This is a genomic window from Pseudomonas sp. SIMBA_067, assembly GCF_046534675.1.
Taxonomy (GTDB): Bacteria; Pseudomonadota; Gammaproteobacteria; order Pseudomonadales; family Pseudomonadaceae; genus Aquipseudomonas; species Aquipseudomonas putida.
The window spans coordinates 136,074-156,434 of sequence record NZ_JAWRYH010000003.1; the positions used below are offsets into that span (position 1 = coordinate 136,074).

A 20,361-nucleotide genomic window follows, 5' to 3' on the forward strand; every position below is an offset into this window, starting at 1 on the left:
CTTACTTAGCGGGGTTTCCCATGCTGGCGGCACGGGCGTACGGCAGGGCAGTCTCAGTGCCTTGGAGCGCGGACTCCTGGGCATGCTGACGCAGATAGCCCGGCAGACGCTGATCCCAGCCAGCCTGGTTTTGCAGCACACCGTTGGCCATCGGACCGGTCGGTTGCTCACTGCTTTCACTATAGCCTGCCAACACCGCCGGACCCTGAGTCTGTGGCATGCTCAGGCCCTGTTGTGCAGGCTGCTGCGAAGCCAGCTCGGCGCCGGTGATCTCGTCCTGGTTGTACATCCGCACGCCTGCCAGCACCGCAACGGTGACCGAGGCGGCGACCGCCAGGCGAGCGACGCTGCGCCATGGGCCCTTGTTGACCTTGGCCGGCACGGCTTCGTCAGCCAGCGCCGCAGACACCGCCGAGGCGATATCCAGGTTGGGCAGCAGCAGCTCCTTGTGCATGGCTGCACGCGCTACTTGGTAACGCGACCAGGTGGCACGGGTTTCGGCATCGTCTACGGCGCTCAGCACCCGACGCAGTTCCAGTTCGTCCGCTTCGTTATCCATCACCGCGGACAGCGATTCCTGCAAAGCTTCACGACTCATGGCGGTTCCTCTCTTGGCTGTCGCCGCTGTCTCAGGTTTCCTGCAACAACGGCTGCAGGGCTTTATCTATGGCCTCCCGAGCGCGGAAGATTCGAGAGCGCACGGTACCCACCGGACATTGCATGACACTGGCAATGTCTTCGTAACTCAGCCCGTCGAACTCGCGCAGGGTCAACGCCGTACGCAGGTCTTCGGGCAGTTGCTGGATGGTGCGATGGACGGTGCCTTCGATTTCATCCCGCAACAACGAGCGCTCTGGGGACTCGAGATCCTTGAGGCCATGATCGCCGTCATAAAACTCCGCATCCTCGGAGCTCACATCGCTGTCTGGCGGCCGTCTTCCACGGGACACCAGGTAGTTCTTCGCCGTGTTGATGGCGATGCGGTACAGCCAGGTATAAAACGCACTGTCACCGCGGAAATTGCCAAGCGCACGGTAGGCCTTGATAAAGGCTTCCTGTGCTACATCCTGGGCCTCGTGGGTATCGTGAACGAACCGCACGATCAACCCGAGAATCTTGTGCTGATACTTCAGCACCAACAGATCGAACGCTCGCCTGTCACCGCGCTGCACGCGCTCGACAAGCTGCTGATCCTCTTCCTGGGTTAGCATGAACACTCCTCAGTGAACTCGAAGGAGCGGTGCAACACCCATCGATCAGGCTTGCAACCATAGACTCGGGCTTTACGCAAAAGTTCTCCCCTCCAAGCAAGTTTCCTGCAGCCCTTGGTCGGCTGGCACGGAAGACGTGGCGCGGTCACGGCCGGCTACGTCGATAATCAGGTTTCGAATACGCCGGGACAGCCCGGACAGGCCTGCAACCCTGCGTCGCCGCGGCAAATTGTGACGTGCGGGCAACCTTCATAGGATTTCCGGCCATATCGGAAAGTTCCCACAAAGGTTGCCGCGCGCCTCGGTAAGTGGCCAAGTGGCATGGAAATTGGCCACCTCGGGCTGCTATAAAGGCAACCTGGCCAAGTTTAACGATAGTTTCACAATGCCATCTGCGCGTGACTATTGTGCCGCGCCCTCTCTAAAGATTACTAGTGTCCCGACATGAGCCAACAATTCCAACATGATGTCCTGGTGATCGGCAGCGGTGCCGCCGGTCTCAGCCTGGCACTGAACCTTCCCAGCCACCTGCGCGTTGCCGTGCTCAGCAAGGGCGACCTGGCCAACGGCTCGACCTTCTGGGCCCAAGGTGGCGTCGCGGCGGTGCTGGACAATACCGATACCGTGCAGTCGCATGTCGAGGACACCCTCAATGCCGGCGGCGGCCTGTGCCATGAAGATGCAGTGCGGTTTACCGTCGAACACAGCCGCGAAGCCATCCAGTGGCTGATCGAGCAAGGGGTGCCCTTTACCCGCGACGAGCACTCCAGCGTTGACGATGGCGGCTTTGAATTCCACCTCACCCGTGAGGGCGGCCATAGCCACCGACGCATCATCCACGCCGCCGACGCCACCGGCGCAGCCATATTCACCACGCTGCTGGAACAGGCGCGCCGACGCCCGAACATCCAGCTGCTGGAGCAACGCGTGGCGGTCGACCTGATCACCGAACGCCGCCTGGGCCTGCCGGGCGAGCGTTGCCTGGGCGCCTACGTGCTCGACCGCAACACCGGTGAGGTGGACACCTTCGGCGCGCGCTTCACCGTGCTGGCCACCGGCGGTGCAGCCAAGGTCTACCTCTACACCAGCAACCCCGATGGCGCCTGCGGTGACGGCATCGCCATGGCCTGGCGGGCGGGCTGCCGGGTGGCGAACCTGGAATTCAACCAGTTCCATCCGACCTGCCTGTACCACCCGCAGGCCAAGAGCTTCCTGATCACCGAAGCACTGCGCGGTGAAGGTGCGCTGCTGCGCCTGCCCAATGGCGAGCGCTTCATGCCACGCTTCGACCCGCGCGAAGAGCTGGCCCCGCGCGACATCGTGGCCCGCGCCATCGACCACGAGATGAAGCGCCTGGGCGTGGACTGCGTGTACCTGGACATCACCCACAAGCCGGCCGATTTCATCATGGGCCACTTCCCCACCGTGTACGAGCGCTGCCTGGCCTTTGGCATCGACATTACCCGCCAGCCGATCCCGGTCGTACCGGCGGCGCACTACACCTGTGGCGGGGTGATGGTCGATGATCGCGGCCACACCGATGTGCCAGGCTTGTACGCCATCGGCGAAACCAGCTTCACCGGCCTGCACGGTGCCAACCGCATGGCCAGCAACTCGCTGCTGGAATGCTTTGTCTATGGCCGTGCCGCCGCTGCCGACATCGAGGCGCATCTGGAACACGTGTCCATGCCCACGGCGCTGCCGGGGTGGGATGCCAGCCAGGTCACCGACTCGGACGAAGACGTGATCATCGCGCACAACTGGGACGAGCTGCGGCGCTTCATGTGGGACTACGTGGGTATCGTGCGTACCAGCAAGCGCCTGCAGCGCGCCCAGCACCGCATTCGCCTGCTGCTGGATGAAATCGACGAGTTCTACAGCAACTACAAGGTCAGCCGCGACCTGATCGAACTGCGCAACCTGGCGCAGGTGGCCGAACTGATGATCCTGTCGGCCATGCAGCGCAAGGAAAGCCGTGGCTTGCATTACACACTGGATTACCCGGGGATGCTGGACGAAGCCAAGGACACCATCCTCAGCCCACTCTGAAATGTGCAGCGTCTGTGAGGTCGAGCGCCGCCCGCGCGGCGCTTCGCAGCACAAGGCTGCTCCTACATCTGTTTCGGGCCAATTATTTCTGTGAGATTTGCGCGCGAACGCCTTGGAACACGGCTCGATATCGCGTCGTTCAAACAAGGAGGTCGCGCGCGTCTGCCACAGGCGATACTGGCCCGAAACAAAGGTAGGAGCAGCCTTGTGCTGCGAAGCGCCGCGCGGGTGGCGCTCGATCTCACAGGCGCTGAACCTGCTACGGCGAACACCTGTCAGCCCCGACTCGCCCCCGCCTCAGCCCACCTGCGCCGGCTGAACTTCAGCCGCACCCGCAAGCGCCGATGTTCATCCGCCCCCAGCGCATCGTGCGGTATGCACTGGCTCTGCCCCATCCATCGCCCCGCCCGCTCAAAGCGCAACACCACCAGCCGCGGCAACGCCACGCTGTCCCGGCACAATCGCACCGGTTGCCAGCCACGGGCACGGCAGAACACCTGCCAGCCGCGCACATCACGGCGCAGGCCGACAACGGCATGCTCATGGGTCAACAGGATTCGTCGGGGAATGGCCCAGCCAGCGTGGGCGATACAGGCGGCGACAACAGAAAAGGAGAGCCAATCAGGCAACGGGCTCGCCCACACGGCAAGCCACGCCAGCACCTGGCAACCCAGGTAGGCCGCTAGCAGCAGGCGCGAGCCTTGCCAGCGGCACTCGAAACACTCACTTGGGCTGGACACGGTCCAGGATGATGCGGACCATGCGTTGCAGCTCCGGGTCTTCGGACTCGGTGCGCTCCATGAACCAGCCGAACATGTCCTGGTCCTCGCAGCTCAACAGACGCACGTACAGTTCGCGGTCGGTCTCGTTGAGGGTGGAGTAGACTTCCTGGGTGAAAGGCACCAGCAGTACGTCCAGTTCCAGCATGCCGCGGCGGCTATGCCAGAAAAGCCGGTTGAGTTCAGTTTGTTCGACCATGGGGCCCTCCTCGAATGGCCCGCCAGTATACAGCCCGGCGAGCGCAGCGACACCGGGCGTTGGTCTAGTCACCTACCTATTTTGTTACCGGCGTTCTATGATGGCCGCCAGTCTTTAGCCACCGCGATGACCCATGGCCGATTCCGCTTTCTTCTGCCCCCTGTCCCACGAGGGCATCCTCGCCGTCCGCGGCTCCGATGCAGGCAAGTTCCTGCAAGGCCAGCTGACCTGCAACATCAACTACCTCAGCCAGGAACACGCCAGCCTGGGCGCCCGCTGCATGGTCAAGGGGCGCATGCAATCGAGCTTCCGCATCTTGCCCGAAGGCAACGGCTACCTGCTGGCCATGGCCAGCGAACTGCTTGAGGCGCAACTGGCCGACCTGAAGAAATACGCTGTATTTTCCAAGGCCACGCTGACTGATGAAAGCGCCGCCTGGGCACGCTTTGGTCTGCAAGGCGGTGACGCTGCGCTGCTGGCACTGGGTCTCGACGTGCCCGAAGGCGCCGGCAGTACCGTGCGCCATGAAGGCCTGATCGCCATTACCGTGTCCGAGGGGCGTGTGGAGCTGTGGGTACCGGCGGAAAACGCCGACACGGTACGCCAGGCCCTCGCCGGCGCCCTGCCTGAAGGCAGCCTGAACGACTGGCTGCTTGGGCAGGTGCGTGCCGGTATCGGCCAGGTCATGGGGCCGACCCGTGAGTTGTTCATCCCGCAGATGATCAACCTGCAGGCCGTCGACGGCGTGAGCTTCAAGAAAGGTTGCTACACCGGCCAGGAAATCGTTGCCCGCATGCAGTACCTGGGCAAGCTCAAACGCCGCCAGTACCGCCTGGCACTGGACCAGCAGGCCATTCCGGCCCCAGGTGCCGAGATCTTCTCGCCCACCCATGGTTCCTCGGTCGGTGAAGTGGTCATTGCTGCCGGCAACGGCGCCGGCTGTGAACTCCTCGCGGTGCTCAGCGCCGACGCGGTGGCAGACGACAACCTGCACCTGGGCAGCCTCGAAGGCCCGCGCCTGCAGGTGCTGACCCTGCCCTACGAACTGGACCGCGACCGGGAAATCCAGCGCTGACCAGCCTGCCCCGCCACCGTGGCGGGGCCGCACCACCACTGCGGTAGACACGCCCATGAACAAGCTGGCCGAGATGGTTCAAGCACAGTTGCTCAATGCCATCGAAAAGGATGATCTGGTCTTGCCGACCCTGCCCGAGGTTGCCTTGAGCATCCGTGAGGCGGCGGAAGACAGCGAGATCAGCGTAGCGGCCCTGAGCAAGGTGATCGGTCGCGACGCGGCCCTTTCAGCGCGCCTGATCAAGGTGGTCAACAGCCCGCTGCTGCGCGCGGCGGTCGAGGTCACCGACTTGCATACCGCCATCACGCGGCTGGGTATCAACTACAGCTGCAATTTGGCCATCGGCCTGGTGATCGAGCAGATTTTCCATGCCCGCTCACCGGCGGTTGAACAGAAGCTTCGCGATATCTGGACCAACAGCCTGGAAGTGGCAGGCATCAGCTACGAAATCTGCCGTCGCTATACCCAGCTCAAGCCTGAACAGGCCACTTTGGGCGGCTTGGTCAACCAGATCGGCGCCTTGCCGGTGCTGATCTATGCCGAAGAGCACAACGAGCTGTTGTCCGACCCGGTTTGCCTGCACTACGTGATCGAGCAGATCCAGCCAGTGCTGGGGGACAAGATCCTCAAGGCCTGGGAGTTTCCGGAGCAGTTGATCAAGTTGCCGAGCCAGGTTCAGGACCTGGACCGGCAGACCGACAAGGTCGACTACATCGACATCGTGCAGATCGCCCGCTGCATCAGCCAGCGTGGCCGCCATCGGCCGTTGGCGGCACTGCCGGCGTACCGCCATCTTGGGCTGCCGTTCGGTACAGAGCTGGAAGTGGATGAACTGCTCGAGGCGCGGAGCATGTTGCGCTGACGTGCCTCAGCCTGTGCCGGCCCTTTCGCAGCACAAGGCTGCTCCTACAGGAATGTACATTACCTGTGGGAGCGGGTTTACCCGCGAAGAGGCAGGTACAGGCAACACATCAATCGGCAATAAAACTTACACGCACCCGCAACCCGCCCTTCTCGCCATCATGCAGGCTTACCTGCGCCAGGTGCGCCCGGCAGATCTCGCCGACAATCGCCAGGCCAAGCCCGCTACCCTGCGCACTGCGCCGGTAGAACCGCTCGAACACCCGCTCACGTTCAGCCTCGGGAATGCCCGGGCCGTCATCCTCCACCTCCAGCACAGCCGGCGCCACTACCCGCAAGATCACATTGCCCCCCGCTGGCGTATGTGCCAGGGCGTTGTCCACCAGGTTGCTCAACAGCTCGTTGAGCAGCGTCGGCTCACCCTTGAGCCATACAGGGGCCTCGGCCTCCAGGGCCAGCGCCACCCCTCGCTTGTGCGCCAAAGGCGCCATGGCCATGCCCAGCTCACGGGCCAGCTGACTCAGGTCCAGGCGCTGCGCACCGCCTTCGGCAATCGCCCGTGCACCGTTTTCAACCCGCGCCAGCGACAACAACTGGTTGGCCAGATGGGTCAGCTTGTCGGTGCCCTGGGCCGCAGATTCCAAGGTCTGCCGCCACTCCTGCGGCTCGGAAGAGCGCAACCCCAGCTCGACCCGAGCCTTCAAGGCCGCCAGCGGCGTACGCAGTTCATGGGCGGCATCGGCAATGAACTGTGCCTGGCGCTCGAACTGGCCGCGCAAACGCTCGGTAAAGTGGTTCAAGGCCCGCACCAGTGGGCTGAGCTCACGCTGCACCTGCACCACCGGCAGCGCCCGCAGATCATCCGGTTGGCGCTCCTCTACCGCCGTGCGCAGGCGCTCCAGCGGCCGCAACGCCGCGCTCACGGCAAACCACACCATTACCAGCGCTCCCAGCGCCAGCATGCCAAGGCGCAGCAGGGTGTCGGCCATCAACCCACGGGCCATGCGCACCCGCGCCTCCTCAGTCTCGGCCACACGGATTTCTGCCATGCCGTTCATGTTCGGCTCGCTCACTGCCTTCAGCAGGCTGACGACGCGCACGTCCTGACCCAGGTAGGTGGCGTTGTAGAACCGCGCCAAGGCCGGATAGTCATCAGTACGTGGCGTACCGGGTGGCGGCGGTGGCAGGTTCTCGTAGCCGGAAATCAGCCGCTGCTTGATGTCCAGCACCTGGTAGTAGATACGCCCGGCACTGTCGTAGGCGAAGGTGTCCAGCGCCACGTAGGGCACATCCGCGCTCAGCGAGCCGTCACGCTGCGAAAGCCCGGCGGCGATGGTTCGTGCCGAGGCCAGCAGGGTGCGGTCGTAGGCCGTGTCGGCGGCTTCGCGGCCGTTCCAGTAGGCACTCAGGCCGCTGGCCAGCATCAGCACCACCAGCAGCAAGGCCAGGTTGCCCAGCAGTCGCCCGCGCAGGCTGCCGTTGTCACGCATCGCGGTGCTCTAGCAGGTAGCCCAGGCCGCGGAAGGTGACGATGGCCACCGGGTGGCCGTCGAGCTTCTTGCGCAGGCGGTGGATGTAGATCTCGATGGCGTCGGGGCTGGCTTCTTCGTCCAGGCCGAATACCTGGGCAGCCAGTTGCTCCTTGCTCATCACCCGGCCTGGGCGGGCGATCAGCGCTTCCAGCACGCTTTGCTCGCGCGAGGTCAGGGTCAGGTTGTCGTCGCCCAGGGCGAAGCGCCGGGTATCCAGGTCGTAGACCAGCGGCCCGCAACGTTGCTGGCGCTCACCACCTAGCACACTGCGGCGCAGCAAGGCTTTGACCCGTGCTTCCAGCTCGGTCAGCTCGAACGGTTTGGCCAGGTAGTCGTCGGCCCCCAGGTTCAGGCCATGGACACGGTCCTTGACGTCACTGCGGGCAGTCAGCATCAGCACCGGCACGGTCTTGCCACGGCCGCGCAGGCGCGCCAGTACCTCGAAGCCGTCCATGCGTGGCAAGCCGACATCCAGCACGACCACGGCGTATTCCTCGCTGGCCAGGGCCAGGTCGGCGGCCACGCCGTCATGCAGCACATCCACAGTCAGGCCGTGGCTTTTCAAGGCCTGGGCCACGCTTTCGGCCAGTTGCAGGTGGTCTTCGACCAGCAGCACACGCATCGGTTTCTCCCTGCTCGGGTGGGGCGGTGGCGCGGAGTGTACCGCTGTCGCCAGGCCTGTGAAGCCCCTTCTGACAAACCTTTCTCGTTGAAAGGTTAGCGAAAGGTTCGTTGCCTAGCATCGCACCACGGTCGCTCCTCGCGCCGAAAAAAGCACCAGCAAGGTGCAACGAATAAGAACAATAAACGGAGTCATCGACGATGCTGTCATTGCAGCCGCAGGCGTTCGCGCCTACCCGTTCCTTTGCCGCACGCCCCTCTGCCATCGCCAGCGCCCTCGCGCTTGCCGGTGTCGCCCCGATGAGCCAGGCCGCCTTCTTCGAAGACAGCACGGCCACCTTCGAAACCCGCAACATGTACTTCAACCGCGACTTCCGCGATGGCACCAGCGCGCAGCAATCCAAGCGCGACGAGTGGGCCCAGGGCTTCATCCTCAATTTCGAGTCCGGCTACACCGATGGCACCGTAGGCTTCGGTCTGGACGCATTGGGTATGCTCGGCATCAAGCTCGACTCCAGCCCCGACCGCACCGATACCGGCCTGCTGCCGACCCATGATGACGGCAAGGCCGCCGACGAATACTCCAAGCTGGGCCTCACCGGGAAGGTGAAGATTTCCCAGACCGAACTCAAGATCGGCACCCTGATCCCTGAGCTGCCGACGCTGCAGCCCAACGATGGGCGCATCCTGCCGCAAACCTTCGAGGGCGGCCTGCTCACTTCGAAAGAGATCAAGGGCCTGACCTTCACGGGCGGGCGCCTGGACAAGGCCAAGGACCGCAACGACACCAATTGGGAAGACCTGGCGCTGAACAACAAGAACGGCCGCTTTGGTGGCACGTTCAGCGCCGACAACCTGGCCCTGGCCGGCCTGGACTACCAGTTCACCGACCGCATCACCGGCAGCTACCACTTCGCCCAGCTCGACGACATCTACCGCCAGCACTTCATCGGCATGGTCGCCACCCAACCCTGGGGGCCGGGCACCTTGGGCGCCGACCTGCGCCTGGCAGTGAGTGACGATGCTGGCGCTGCCAAAGCCGGCAACATCGACAACACCACCGTCAACGGCATGCTCAGCTACGCCCTGGGCGGGCACAAGGTCAGCGCCGCCTGGCAGCAGCTATCCGGCGACAGCGCCTTCCCGTATGTCGATGGCGCCGACCCGTACCTGGTCAACTTCGTCCAGATCAACGACTTCGCCGGTGCCGACGAGCGTTCCTGGCAGGCGCGTTACGACTACAACTTTGCCGCGCTCGGCGTACCCGGCCTGACCTTCATGACCCGCTACATCAGCGGTGACAACGTCAGCCGTGCCGCCGGTGGCGAAGGCAAAGAGTGGGAACGCAACACCGAATTGAAGTACGTGGTACAAAGCGGCCCGTTGAAGAACGTCGCCGTGCGCCTGCGCAATGCCACCTTCCGCTCCAACTTCGCCCGCGACGCGGACGAAGTGAGGCTGCTGGTGAGCTACAGCGTAGCGCTGTGGTAACCCCATAGCGGTAATCCAAAAACAACAACGCTCACGGAGATAGACGATGACCTTTTCACTGCGCCGCCTCGTCCTCGCTACCGGCTGCCTGCTGCTGGCCGGCAACGCCCTTGCCGCCGAACCGAAACGCCCTGAATGCATCGCCCCCGCCTCGCCCGGCGGTGGCTTCGACCTGACCTGCAAGCTGGTGCAAAGCGCCCTGGTGCAGGAAAAGATCCTCAGCAAGCCGATGCGCGTCACCTATATGCCCGGCGGTGTCGGCGCGGTGGCCTACAACGCCGTGGTCGCTCAACGCCCGGCCGATGCCGGCACCCTGGTGGCCTGGTCCAGTGGCTCCCTGCTGAACCTGGCCCAAGGCAAGTTCGGCCGCTTCGACGAGAACGCCGTGAAGTGGCTGGCAGCTGTCGGCACCAGCTACGGCGCCATTGCGGTGAAAAGCGACTCGCCCTACAAGACCCTCGACGACCTGGTCGCGGCCTTGAAGAAAGACCCCAGCAAGGTGGTGATCGGCTCTGGCGGCACCGTCGGCAGCCAGGACTGGATGCAAACCGCATTGATTGCCAAGGCCGCCGGCATCAACCCGCGTGACCTGCGCTATGTGGCCCTGGAAGGCGGTGGCGAAATTGCCACGGCGCTGCTGGGCGGCCATATCCAGGTCGGCTCTACCGACATCTCCGACTCCATGCCGCACATCCAGAGCGGCAACATGCGCATCCTTGCGGTGTTCTCGGAAAACCGCCTGGACGAGCCCGAGATGAAAGACATCCCTACCGCCAAGGAGCAGGGCTACGACATCGTCTGGCCGGTAGTGCGCGGCTTCTATCTGGGGCCAAAGGTGAGCGACGAGGACTACGCATGGTGGAAGGCATCGTTCGACAAGATGCTGGCCTCGCAAGACTTCGCCGAGCTGCGGGACCAGCGCGAGCTGTTCCCGTTCGCCATGACCGGCGAAGAGCTGGACGGCTATGTGAAGAAGCAAGTGGCCGACTACAAGGCACTGGCCAAGGAATTTGGCCTGATCCAGTAAGCCTGTCGGACTCACCACCACCCCTGTAGGAGCGGCCTTGAGCCGCGATGGGCCGCACAGCGGCCCCTGGCACAGCCGATACGATGCTTCGGACAGATCGCATCGGCAGGTTTGGCGGCCGCTTCGCGCCCGATCGCGACGCAAGGCCGCTCCCACAGGATTTGCATCTCACTTGAGCAATCCCGACGAGGATTCCCCAATGATCCTGCAACGCATCTTCGCCCTGGCCCTGCTGGCGGTGTGCGCCGCCCTGGCCGTGATGGCCTGGCCCTACCAGGCGGCGTTTTCCTATGAACCGGTGGGCCCGCGCGCCTATCCGCTGCTGATGCTCGGCCTGATGGGCCTGGGCCTGTTGTACCTGGTGTTCCGCCCCACGCCCATCGTGCGCAAGGACGACGAACCGGAACTGGACCGCGAAACCCTGACCAAGATCACCGCCTGCGTCGGCCTGCTGATCGTCTTCGCGGCCACCTTCGAAGCCTTGGGTTTCATCCTCAGCGCCATCCTTGTCGGCCTGCCCATGGCCCGGCTGTATGGCGGCCGCTGGCTGCACAGCGCCCTCGTGGTCGTCGGCATGAGCCTGCTGCTCTACTGGCTGTTCGACCGCGTGATGGACGTGCCCCTGCCCCTTGGCCTGCTGAGCGTACTGGAGAACTGACACATGGATACCTTGAGCTACCTGGGCCAGGGCTTCGGCGTTGCCCTGACCCCTTACAACCTGGTCACCGCCCTCTCCGGTACCCTGATCGGCACGGTGGTCGGCCTGCTGCCGGGCCTGGGACCGATCAACGGCGTGGCCCTGCTGATCCCCATCGCCTTCGCCCTGGGCCTGCCGCCAGAGTCGGCGCTGATCCTGCTGGCCGCGGTGTACCTGGGCTGCGAATACGGCGGGCGTATCAGCTCGATCCTGCTGAACATCCCGGGCGAAGCCTCGACCGTGATGACCACCCTGGACGGCTACCCGATGGCTCGCCAAGGCCTGGCGGGCGTCGCACTGTCGCTGTCGGCCTGGAGTTCGTTCATCGGCGCCTTCATCGCCACCTGCGGCATGGTGCTGTTCGCCCCGCTGCTGGCGAAATGGGCCATCGCCTTCGGCCCGGCGGAATACTTCGTACTGATGGTGTTTGCCATCGTCGCCCTGGGCGGCATGGCAGGTGACAAACCGCTAAAAACCTTCATTGCCGCACTGATCGGCCTGTTCCTTTCGGCGGTCGGCATCGATGCCAACAGCGGCGTCTACCGCTTCACCGGTGACAGCGTGCACCTGGCCGACGGCATCCAGTTCGTGGTGCTGGTGCTAGGCCTGTTCTCCATCAGTGAAATCCTGCTGCTGCTGGAAAAGACCCACCATGGTCACCAGGCGGTAAAAGCTACCGGCCGCATGCTGTTCAACTTCAAGGAAGCGGCTTCGGTATTCGTGGTCAACATCCGTTGCGGCCTGCTTGGTTTCATCATGGGCGTTCTGCCCGGCGCCGGCGCGACGCTGGCCAGTGCCGTGGCCTACATGACCGAGAAACGCCTGGCCGGGGAAAGCGGCAAGTTCGGCAAAGGCGATGCCCGTGGCCTGGCAGCGCCGGAAACTGCCATTGGTGCGTCCTGCTGTGGCGCCTTGGTCCCGATGCTGACCCTGGGCGTACCGGGCTCTGGCACAACGGCCGTGATGATCGGCGCCCTGACCCTGTACAACATCACCCCTGGCCCACTGCTGTTCGAACAGCAGCCGGACATAGTCTGGGGCCTGATCGCTTCGCTGTTCGTCGCCAACATCATGCTGGTGATCCTCAACATCCCGATGATCCGCATCTTCACCCGCATCCTCGCCGTGCCAAACTGGGCGCTGGTGCCAGTGATCGCCATCATCACGGCCATTGGCGTATACGCCGTTCATGCCACCACCTTCGACCTGTTCCTGATGGTCGGCATCGGCATCATGGGTTACATCCTGCGCAAGCTGGACTTCCCACTGTCGCCGATCCTGCTCGGTTTCATCCTGGGCGGGCTGATGGAGCAGAACCTGCGCCGTGCACTGTCGATCTCCAACGGTGAACTGGGCATCCTCTGGTCGAGCCCGATCAGCATGGGCGTCTGGGCGCTGGTGGCGCTGATGCTCGCCCTGCCGCTGCTGCGTATCTGGCGCAAACGCAGCCTGCAGCGTCGGGCCCTGGCCGATGCCTGATCGACCGTTGCCTTTGTTTGTCGCAACCGGGCTGGTCGGCCTTGCTGGCGGTTACCTCGCCAGCAAGGTTGGCTGGCCTTTGCCGTGGATGGTGGGTTCGCTGCTGGCCATCATCCTGGTGCGCTGCCTGACGCCCTGGCAGTTGTCGGAAATTCCCAGCGGCCGAAAATGCGGGCAGTGCATCATCGGCATCGGCATTGGCCTGCACTTTACGCCGGCAGTGATCGAGCAAGTGGGTAGCCATTTTGCGCTGATCTTCTTCGGCGCCCTGTTCACCACCCTGTCCAGCGTGATCGGCGTGTGGCTGCTGCGGCGCACCGGTGAAGACCGCGCCACGGCATTCTTCGCCAGCATGCCTGGCGGCTCGGGGGAGATGGTCAACCTTGGTGCCCGGAACGGTGCAGTGCTAAGCCAGGTGGCAGCAGCGCAGAGCCTGCGGGTGCTGGCAGTGGTGCTGTGCGTGCCCGCGCTGTTCAAGTTTCTGCTGGGTGACGGGGTGCCGCTCAATCATGCCGGCAGCGTCAGCTGGGGCTGGCTGGCCCTGATCACCCCGCTCGGCGTTGCCGTTGCGCTGCTCTGGCAACGGTTGCGCCAGCCCAACCCCTGGCTGTTCGGGCCATTGCTGGTGGCGGCCACGGTCAGCCTGGCCGGCAACCTGCAGATCGCCCTGCCCAATGGCGCCAGCCAGATCGGCCAGTGGCTGATCGGCAGTGGCCTGGCCTGCCACTTCAACCGCGCCTTCTTCCGCCGGGCCCCATCGTTCCTGGGGCGCACGCTGCTGGCCACGGCGCTGTGCATGGCCATTGCCGGCAGTGCCGCGTGGGTGTTGAGCGTAATGACAGCGCTGGACCTGCGTTCGCTGACGTTGGGGATGATGCCGGGGGGCATTGCCGAAATGAGCCTGACAGCAGAGACCCTGCAACTGTCCGTGCCTTTGGTGACGGCGCTGCAGGTGATGCGCTTGCTGTTCGTGCTGTTTCTGGCGGAGCCGTTATTCCGGCTGTGGAACGCAAACCAGTAATAATCGCGTCGCCTGCTTCGCGGGCTTGCCCGCGAAGAAGGCGACGCGGTGTTTCAGGTGATTAGAGCGGTGGCACCGCCCAGTTGATCGGCGCCAGCCCACGTTGTTCGAGGAAGCTGTTGGTCCGGCTGAAATGCCCACACCCCAGGAACCCGCGGTAAGCCGACAACGGCGACGGATGCACCGACTTCAGCACCAGGTGCTTGGTCCCGTCGATCAGCTTCTGCTTGCTTTGCGCATGTGCCCCCCACAACAGGAACACCACGTTCGGGCACTGCTCGCTGACCACCTGGATCACCCGATCGGTAAAGAACTCCCAACCCTTCTTGGCATGCGACGCCGCATTGGCCCGCTCCACGGTCATGGTGGTGTTGAGCAGCAGCACGCCCTGCTCGGCCCAGCTTTGCAGGTAGCCGTGGCTGGCGATCGGGATGTTCAGGTCGCGCTGCATTTCCTTGTAGATATTGACCAGCGACGGCGGCGTGGCCACGCCCGGCTGTACCGAGAAGCACAGGCCGTGCGCCTGGCCTGGCCCGTGGTAGGGGTCCTGCCCGAGTATGACCACCTTCACCTGGTCCAGCGGCGTCGAGTTCAGCGCATTGAAGATCAGCGGCCCTGGCGGGTAGATTTCCTTGCCGGCGGCACGCTCGCTGCGCAGGAACTCGCGCAGTTGATGCATGTAGGGCTGGTCGAATTCAGCGCGCAATGCGGCTTTCCAGCTGGGTTCGAGTTTGATGCGATCGTCGTCAGTCATGGGGCCATCCGTAATCAATGGCGCGACACTAGGTAAGCCCTTCCCGCTTGTCAAACGATCCGACCGACGACCGGCATGTTCGGTCAGGCAGGCCATACTTGTGCGATGACTGAGCGAGGTAGTCCATGGCCATTCATTGTGAGGTACTCACCGGCGCCGACGGCGCCCGCATCGGCATCGCCACCCTGGATGCGCCCAAGGCGCTCAATGCCCTGAGCCTGCCGATGATCGAGGTGCTGGGCGAGCAATTGCACGCCTGGGCCCGCGACCCGGGGGTTGTCTGCGTGCTGCTGCGCGGCAACGGCGCCAAAGCCTTCTGCGCCGGAGGCGATGTGCGGGCGCTGGTGCAGGCCTGCCGTGACCACCCCGGGAGCGTACCGCCCCTGGCCGCCTCTTTCTTTGCCGCAGAGTACCGCCTGGACTACGCCCTGCACACCTACCCCAAACCGCTGCTGTGCTGGGGCCACGGGCATGTGCTGGGGGGTGGCATGGGGCTGCTGCAGGGCGCCAGTGTACGCATCGTCACACCCAGCAGCCGTTTGGCCATGCCGGAAATCAGTATCGGGCTGTACCCCGACGTGGGTGCCAGCTGGTTCCTCGCCCGGCTGCCGGGCAAACTGGGGTTGTTCCTGGGGCTGACGGGCGCGCCAATCAACGCACGCGACGCCCTTGACCTGGGCCTGGCCGACCGTTTTTTTGGCGAGCATCAGCAAGAGGCGCTGGTCGAAGAGCTGCTGCAACTGAACTGGCAGGAGCAGACCGCCCTGCAACTGAACAGCCTGCTCAAGGCCGAACAGCACCGCGCCTGCGCCGAGTTGCCCGAAGCCCAGTGGTTGCCGCGGCGGCAGGTGATCGATGCATTGCTCGACGTGGCCGATGCGGCGGCGGCCTGGCGTGCACTGGAGGGGCTCAAGCACCATGACGACCCACTGCTCGCAGAAGCAGGCCAGCGGCTGCACGAAGGCTGCCCGCTGACCGCCCATCTGGTATGGGAGCAGATTCGCCGGGCGCGTCACCTCTCATTGGCGCAGGTGTTCCAGATGGAATACTGCATGAGCCTGAATTGCTGCCGCCATCCGGAATTCAGCGAAGGCGTACGAGCCCGCTTGCTGGACAAGGACAACCACCCCCGCTGGCACTGGCCGGATGTGGCTCAGGTACCGGCGGCGGTGGTCGAGGCGCATTTTTCCAAGGCATGGGAAGGGCGGCATCCATTGGCGGACCTGAGTTGATTTCAACAACCTGGGGCTGGGTTCAATCACCTACCGCTGCCAGTTACCCCCGCGCCCTTGGCCACGTCGGCCATCCCAGCGCCCGCCGTCATTGCGCTGCCCATTGGAGTGCCAGTTGCCATGCTGGTAGCGCTGGCTGCCATCACGATAATCATGCCGGTCCCGATCCTGCCTGTAGTCCTGGCGCTGGCGGTTGCCGTAGTCATTGCGCGGGTTGCCGTGCCACTGCTGCATCCCCGGCTGCGGATACGGCCGGTATTGCGGCGCAGGCGCCGACCGATGGTAATAGCGCGGTGCCGGCTGGTAGTAATAGCGCGGTTGCGGCGTCACGTAGTAGCGGTCATAGCGGTAATACCCTGGCGACACGTAGCGGTCGGTGGAGTAGTAATCCGAACGGTAATAGCCCCCGCTCTCGTAGTACGGGGCGCAGGCGGAAGTCATCAGCCCTAGCAGGGCGATCAACAGGACTCGATAAGACATGGCGGCCTCCTGGACCGCTGGAGTGCCCGAACAGCGGCGCTGACGAGCGTCGATGCGTAATGCGTTCATCGACACTGAATAAGACAGTGAAGCCGAGGTGCAGTGCCATTTTTGCAATAATTTGATACAGGTGCGATAACCCTGAAAAACTTGCAGTCATTTGCCGGTCATCTCACTAGAATAGGCGCCCAGGCACACATCACGGGAAGATCATGCCGCTACGTTCCGCTCTGTTCTCGCAGCGCTCGCTGATCCTGACCCTGCTGGTGCTACTGGCCTGCGGCTTCCTCGCCACTTCGCTACTCAGCTACTTCTCCTCACGCAGCGCCATCCGCGACGGCATCATCAATACGGAACTGCCGCTGACCTCCGACACGGTCTACTCGGAAATCCAGAAGGACCTGATTCGCCCGGTGCTGATCGCCTCGATGATGGCCCAGGACACCTTCCTGCGGGACTGGGTGCTGTCCGGCGAGCAGGATACCGAGCGCATGACCCGCTACCTTGGCGAAGTCATGGGCAAGCAGGACACCTTCACGTCGTTTTTCGTGTCTGACCGCACCCTCACCTACTACCAGGCCAAAGGCGTGCTCAAGAAGGTAGAGCCCGGCACCTGGCGCGATGCCTGGTATTTCCGCCTGCGCGACCTCAAGGCGCCCTATGAGATCAACGTCGATCTGGACATGGCCAACCAGGACAGCCTGACCGTGTTCATCAACTATCAGGTACATGACTACCAGCACCGCTTCATCGGAGCCGCCGGTGTCGGGCTGAGCGTATCGTCGGTGGTCCAGCTGATCGACCAGTACCAACGCCGCTACCAGCGCTCTGTGCTGTTCACCGACGCCAAGGGCAAGGTGCTGATGACCGGCTCGGAAGGTGGCCCGCATGGTCTGCGGGTCGGCCAGCCGCTCAGCGACAACCCTGAACTGAACGACGTACTGGCCGAGCAGTTGGTGCCCGGTGAAGGCAGCCACGAATACCGCGACAGCGACAACCACAGCCACTTCCTCAACGTGCGCCACCTGCCCGAACTGGACTGGTACCTGTTGGTGGAAAAGCGCGAAACCGGCGCCCTCGACCGCATCCGCCACTCCCTGTACCTGAACCTGGCCATCTGCACGATGATCACCCTGGTGGTGCTGGCGCTGGTGCATGCCATGGTCCGCCGTCACCAGGCCAGCACCGAAGCCCTGGCCACCCTCGACAGCCTCACCGGCCTGCCCAACCGGCGCAGCTTCGACCTGCTCGCCGCCCAGGCTTTGCACGAAGCCCAGCGCGACAGTGGGCCGCTGGTGGCGTTGCTGATCGACCTGGACCACTTCAAGGCACTGAACGACACCCACGGCCACCTGGCAGGCGACGAAGTGCTGCGCCAATTTGCCAATGTACTGCAAGGCAGCCTGCGCCAGTCGGATATACTGTGCCGCTGGGGCGGTGAGGAATTCATCGTGCTGCTGCGTGAAGCCGAAGGCCGGCAGGCCATCGAGGTGGCGGAAAAGATCCGCCGCCGCACCGAACAGTTGACCTTCAGCTACGAAGAACAGCCGCTGCGCCTCACCACCAGCATCGGCCTGAGCAGCCTGCAGCCAGGGGATACCCTACACGCCCTGCTGACCCGCGCCGACCGTGCGCTCTATCGTGCCAAGCAGGCCGGCCGCAACCGCGTCTGCAGTGAAACCCGCCATGAATGACAGCCAACACTGCCCCGCTTGCGGTGCCCTCAACCAATGCAGCCTGGCCGACCCGCGCCGCGCTACCCAGGCCTGCTGGTGCTACAGCGTGACCATCGACCCGGCCGTGCTGCAGGCCCTGCCCGCCGAGTTGCGGAACAAAGCCTGCCTGTGCCCGCGTTGCGCTGCCGTTGAAGAGCAACTCCGATCAACCACTCCCCACTGACCTGTTCCAATGCGCCTCGACCGTTTCCTCGCCAACCTCCCCAGCCACAACCGCCAGCAAGTTCGCCTGATGCTGGCGCAACGCCGTGTGCGGGTGGAGGGCGTGGTGGTCAGCGACCCGCTGACCGAGATACGTGAATTCAGCCGTGTCGAGTTGGACGACCAGTTGCTCCAGGCGGGCCGCCCCGCGCGTTACCTGATGCTGCACAAGCCACAGGGTTGCGTCAGCGCCACCCAGGACCCGCAGCACCCCACCGTGCTCGACCTGCTGCCAACAGCGCTCCGCGATGACCTGCACATTGCCGGGCGACTGGATTTCAACACCACCGGGCTGATGATCCTGACCAACGATGGCCAGTGGTCACGGCGCCTGACCCAGCCTGCCACCAAGCTGCCCAAGCATTATCTGGTGGAAACCGAAGACGACATTGCCGAGCACTATGTGGCCAAGTTCCGTGAGGGCTTCTACTTCGCCTTCGAAGACCTCACCACCCAACCTGCCCAGCTGGACATCCTCGGGCCGCGACGCGCTCGATTGGCTATCTTCGAAGGGCGCTATCACCAGGTAAAACGCATGTTCGGGTTCTTCGACAACAAGGTGGTGGGGCTGCATCGGGAGAGCATGGGGGCGATCCGGCTGGACACGAGTTTGGCGCCGGGGGAGTTCCGGGAACTGACGGCGGCCGAGATAGCCACTGTCTAGGCCGGGGCAGACACTAAGGGGTCGCCATACGACCACTCAGCGACAAAAGTCACATTTCTCCCCGAACGGCACTTGCGCGATCCGCGAGCCACTGCTTGAATCCAAATCGTCAGTCTGCATGTGACTAGCAAGTCACGCCCGCAGTCGAAGACACCTTTTGCCGGCTACCCAAGGCCTCGATGCCTTGGGGCACGGCAAATTGCCCCGCCAAAAACAATACCGTCGACGCAAGTGCCAAGGATCGACACAGGGCCCCCCGGTTTTCTCTTCAGGCAAATGCCTACCTGTCATAAAGAACGTGCACCCTAGGTGACGCGAATACCCTTTTTGCGCCAGGAGTCGATGACATGAGGCCAGAAATCGCTGTACTTGATATCCAAGGTCAGTATCGGGTTTACACGGAGTTCTATCGCGCGGATGCGGCCGAGAATACGATCATCCTGATCAATGGCTCGCTCGCCACCACCGCCTCGTTCGCCCAGACGGTACGTAACCTGCACCCGCAGTTCAACATCGTGCTGTTCGACCAGCCGTATGCTGGCAAGTCCAAGCCGCACAACCGTCAGGAACGCCTGATCAGCAAGGAGACCGAGGCGCATATCCTCCTTGAGCTGATCGAGCACTTCCAGGCAGACCACGTGATGTCGTTCTCGTGGGGTGGCGCAAGTACGCTGCTGGCGCTGGCGCACCAGCCACGTAAGGTGAAGAAGGCAGTGGTGAGTTCGTTCTCGCCGGTGATCAACGAGCCGATGCGCGACTATCTGGACCGTGGCTGCCAGTACCTGGCCGCCTGCGACCGGTATCAGGTCGGCAACCTGGTCAACGACACCATCGGCAAGCACTTGCCGTCACTGTTCAAGCGCTTCAACTACCGGCACGTCAGCAGCCTGGACAGCCATGAGTACGCGCAGATGCACTTCCACATCAACCAGGTGCTGCAGCACGACCTGGAGCGAGCGCTGGATGGTGCGCGAAATATCGACATCCCGGTACTGTTCGTCAACGGTGACCGCGACGAGTACACCACGGCCGAAGATGCCCGGCAGTTTGGCAAGCATGTGGGCAGAAGCCACTTCAGCGTGATCCGCGACGCGGGCCATTTCCTCGACATGGAAAACAAGACCGCCTGTGAAAACACCCGCAGTGTCCTGCTTGGCTTCCTCAAGCCGACCGTGCGTGAACCTCGTCACCGCTACCAGCACGTTCAACAGGGGCAGCATGCATTGGCTATCTGAGCGCCTCGGCACTCTGT

21 protein-coding genes are annotated in these 20,361 nt (G+C 63.6%); 13 read left to right on the plus strand and 8 right to left on the minus strand.

Annotation, left to right across the window (positions count from 1 at the left end):
* Position 1: 1 nt before the first annotated feature.
* Positions 2-598 (minus strand): sigma-E factor negative regulatory protein, encoded by a 597-nt coding sequence (locus SB765_RS09045; protein WP_016498171.1) that lies wholly within the window; start codon positions 596-598, stop codon positions 2-4.
* Positions 599-629: 31 nt separating this feature from the next.
* Entirely contained in the window at positions 630-1,211 is a 582-nt protein-coding gene (rpoE, locus tag SB765_RS09050) for an RNA polymerase sigma factor RpoE (protein ID WP_003252049.1), read from the minus strand.
* Positions 1,212-1,655: 444 nt separating this feature from the next.
* On the opposite strand from rpoE, the gene nadB reads away from it, so the two are divergent.
* On the plus strand, positions 1,656-3,260 hold the full coding sequence (gene nadB, locus SB765_RS09055; RefSeq protein WP_241799942.1) for an L-aspartate oxidase: 1,605 nt from the start codon (positions 1,656-1,658) through the stop codon (positions 3,258-3,260).
* Between the two features lie 275 nt (positions 3,261-3,535).
* Here nadB and SB765_RS09060 read toward each other — a convergent pair whose 3' ends face one another.
* The gene (locus SB765_RS09060) at positions 3,536-4,000 is read right to left on the minus strand and encodes a protein YgfX (protein WP_410931219.1); all 465 of its coding nucleotides are present in this window, start codon (positions 3,998-4,000) and stop codon (positions 3,536-3,538) included.
* A complete protein-coding gene (locus SB765_RS09065) occupies positions 3,984-4,238 on the minus strand; it encodes a succinate dehydrogenase assembly factor 2 (RefSeq protein ID WP_016498168.1) in 255 nt (84 codons plus the stop codon). Before SB765_RS09065 ends, SB765_RS09060 begins: the two co-directional genes overlap by 17 nt.
* 133 nt (positions 4,239-4,371) lie before the next feature.
* Between SB765_RS09065 and SB765_RS09070 the strand changes: the two genes are divergently transcribed.
* Both SB765_RS09070 and SB765_RS09075 read left to right on the plus strand, forming a co-directional pair.
* The gene (locus tag SB765_RS09070) at positions 4,372-5,313 is read left to right on the plus strand and encodes a YgfZ/GcvT domain-containing protein (RefSeq protein ID WP_341796648.1); all 942 of its coding nucleotides are present in this window, start codon (positions 4,372-4,374) and stop codon (positions 5,311-5,313) included.
* A 55-nt stretch (positions 5,314-5,368) separates the two neighbouring features.
* Positions 5,369-6,175 (plus strand): HDOD domain-containing protein, encoded by an 807-nt coding sequence (locus tag SB765_RS09075; protein WP_341796649.1) that lies wholly within the window; start codon positions 5,369-5,371, stop codon positions 6,173-6,175.
* Between the two features lie 109 nt (positions 6,176-6,284).
* Here the strand turns inward: SB765_RS09075 and SB765_RS09080 are convergent, their stop codons facing one another.
* Together SB765_RS09080 and SB765_RS09085 are read right to left on the minus strand one after the other, a co-directional pair.
* Positions 6,285-7,664 carry a sensor histidine kinase gene (locus tag SB765_RS09080; protein WP_016488836.1) on the minus strand — a complete coding sequence of 460 codons (1,380 nt, stop codon included), beginning with the start codon at positions 7,662-7,664 and terminating at the stop codon, positions 6,285-6,287.
* Entirely contained in the window at positions 7,657-8,328 is a 672-nt protein-coding gene (locus tag SB765_RS09085; protein ID WP_016498165.1) for a response regulator, read from the minus strand. Before SB765_RS09085 ends, SB765_RS09080 begins: the two co-directional genes overlap by 8 nt.
* 200 nt (positions 8,329-8,528) lie before the next feature.
* Between SB765_RS09085 and SB765_RS09090 the strand changes: the two genes are divergently transcribed.
* From SB765_RS09090 to SB765_RS09110, 5 genes are all read left to right on the plus strand, one after another.
* Entirely contained in the window at positions 8,529-9,818 is a 1,290-nt protein-coding gene (locus tag SB765_RS09090) for an OprD family porin (RefSeq protein WP_063422238.1), read from the plus strand.
* A 46-nt stretch (positions 9,819-9,864) separates the two neighbouring features.
* Complete coding sequence (locus SB765_RS09095; protein WP_049275301.1) at positions 9,865-10,845, plus strand: Bug family tripartite tricarboxylate transporter substrate binding protein; 981 nt, start codon at positions 9,865-9,867, stop codon at positions 10,843-10,845.
* A 199-nt stretch (positions 10,846-11,044) separates the two neighbouring features.
* The gene (locus SB765_RS09100) at positions 11,045-11,503 is read left to right on the plus strand and encodes a tripartite tricarboxylate transporter TctB family protein (RefSeq protein WP_410931220.1); all 459 of its coding nucleotides are present in this window, start codon (positions 11,045-11,047) and stop codon (positions 11,501-11,503) included.
* Between the two features lie 3 nt (positions 11,504-11,506).
* Entirely contained in the window at positions 11,507-13,021 is a 1,515-nt protein-coding gene (locus SB765_RS09105; RefSeq protein WP_063422240.1) for a tripartite tricarboxylate transporter permease, read from the plus strand.
* A complete protein-coding gene (locus SB765_RS09110; protein WP_410910929.1) occupies positions 13,014-14,042 on the plus strand; it encodes an AbrB family transcriptional regulator in 1,029 nt (342 codons plus the stop codon). The genes SB765_RS09105 and SB765_RS09110 overlap by 8 nt, the downstream gene beginning before the upstream one ends.
* Positions 14,043-14,103: 61 nt before the next feature.
* On the opposite strand, the gene ung is transcribed toward SB765_RS09110, so the two are convergent.
* Positions 14,104-14,796, minus strand: coding sequence for a uracil-DNA glycosylase (ung, locus tag SB765_RS09115; RefSeq protein WP_049275302.1), 693 nt, complete (start codon positions 14,794-14,796; stop codon positions 14,104-14,106).
* A 125-nt stretch (positions 14,797-14,921) separates the two neighbouring features.
* On the opposite strand from ung, the gene SB765_RS09120 reads away from it, so the two are divergent.
* The gene (locus SB765_RS09120) at positions 14,922-16,028 is read left to right on the plus strand and encodes an enoyl-CoA hydratase/isomerase family protein (protein ID WP_059395463.1); all 1,107 of its coding nucleotides are present in this window, start codon (positions 14,922-14,924) and stop codon (positions 16,026-16,028) included.
* Between the two features lie 30 nt (positions 16,029-16,058).
* Here the strand turns inward: SB765_RS09120 and SB765_RS09125 are convergent, their stop codons facing one another.
* Positions 16,059-16,508 (minus strand): hypothetical protein, encoded by a 450-nt coding sequence (locus tag SB765_RS09125; protein ID WP_410931221.1) that lies wholly within the window; start codon positions 16,506-16,508, stop codon positions 16,059-16,061.
* A 212-nt stretch (positions 16,509-16,720) separates the two neighbouring features.
* Between SB765_RS09125 and SB765_RS09130 the strand changes: the two genes are divergently transcribed.
* The 4 genes from SB765_RS09130 to phaG all read left to right on the plus strand — a co-directional run bounded on the left by SB765_RS09130 (position 16,721) and on the right by phaG (position 20,344).
* Complete coding sequence (locus SB765_RS09130; RefSeq protein ID WP_341796653.1) at positions 16,721-18,202, plus strand: diguanylate cyclase; 1,482 nt, start codon at positions 16,721-16,723, stop codon at positions 18,200-18,202.
* Positions 18,195-18,407, plus strand: coding sequence for a cysteine-rich CWC family protein (locus SB765_RS09135; RefSeq protein WP_080889236.1), 213 nt, complete (start codon positions 18,195-18,197; stop codon positions 18,405-18,407). The genes SB765_RS09130 and SB765_RS09135 overlap by 8 nt, the downstream gene beginning before the upstream one ends.
* Before the next feature lie 9 nt (positions 18,408-18,416).
* The gene (locus tag SB765_RS09140) at positions 18,417-19,109 is read left to right on the plus strand and encodes a 16S rRNA pseudouridine(516) synthase (protein ID WP_341796654.1); all 693 of its coding nucleotides are present in this window, start codon (positions 18,417-18,419) and stop codon (positions 19,107-19,109) included.
* 347 nt (positions 19,110-19,456) lie between these two features.
* Positions 19,457-20,344 (plus strand): (R)-3-hydroxydecanoyl-ACP:CoA transacylase, encoded by an 888-nt coding sequence (gene phaG / locus SB765_RS09145; protein WP_197898586.1) that lies wholly within the window; start codon positions 19,457-19,459, stop codon positions 20,342-20,344.
* Positions 20,345-20,361 lie beyond the last annotated feature (17 nt).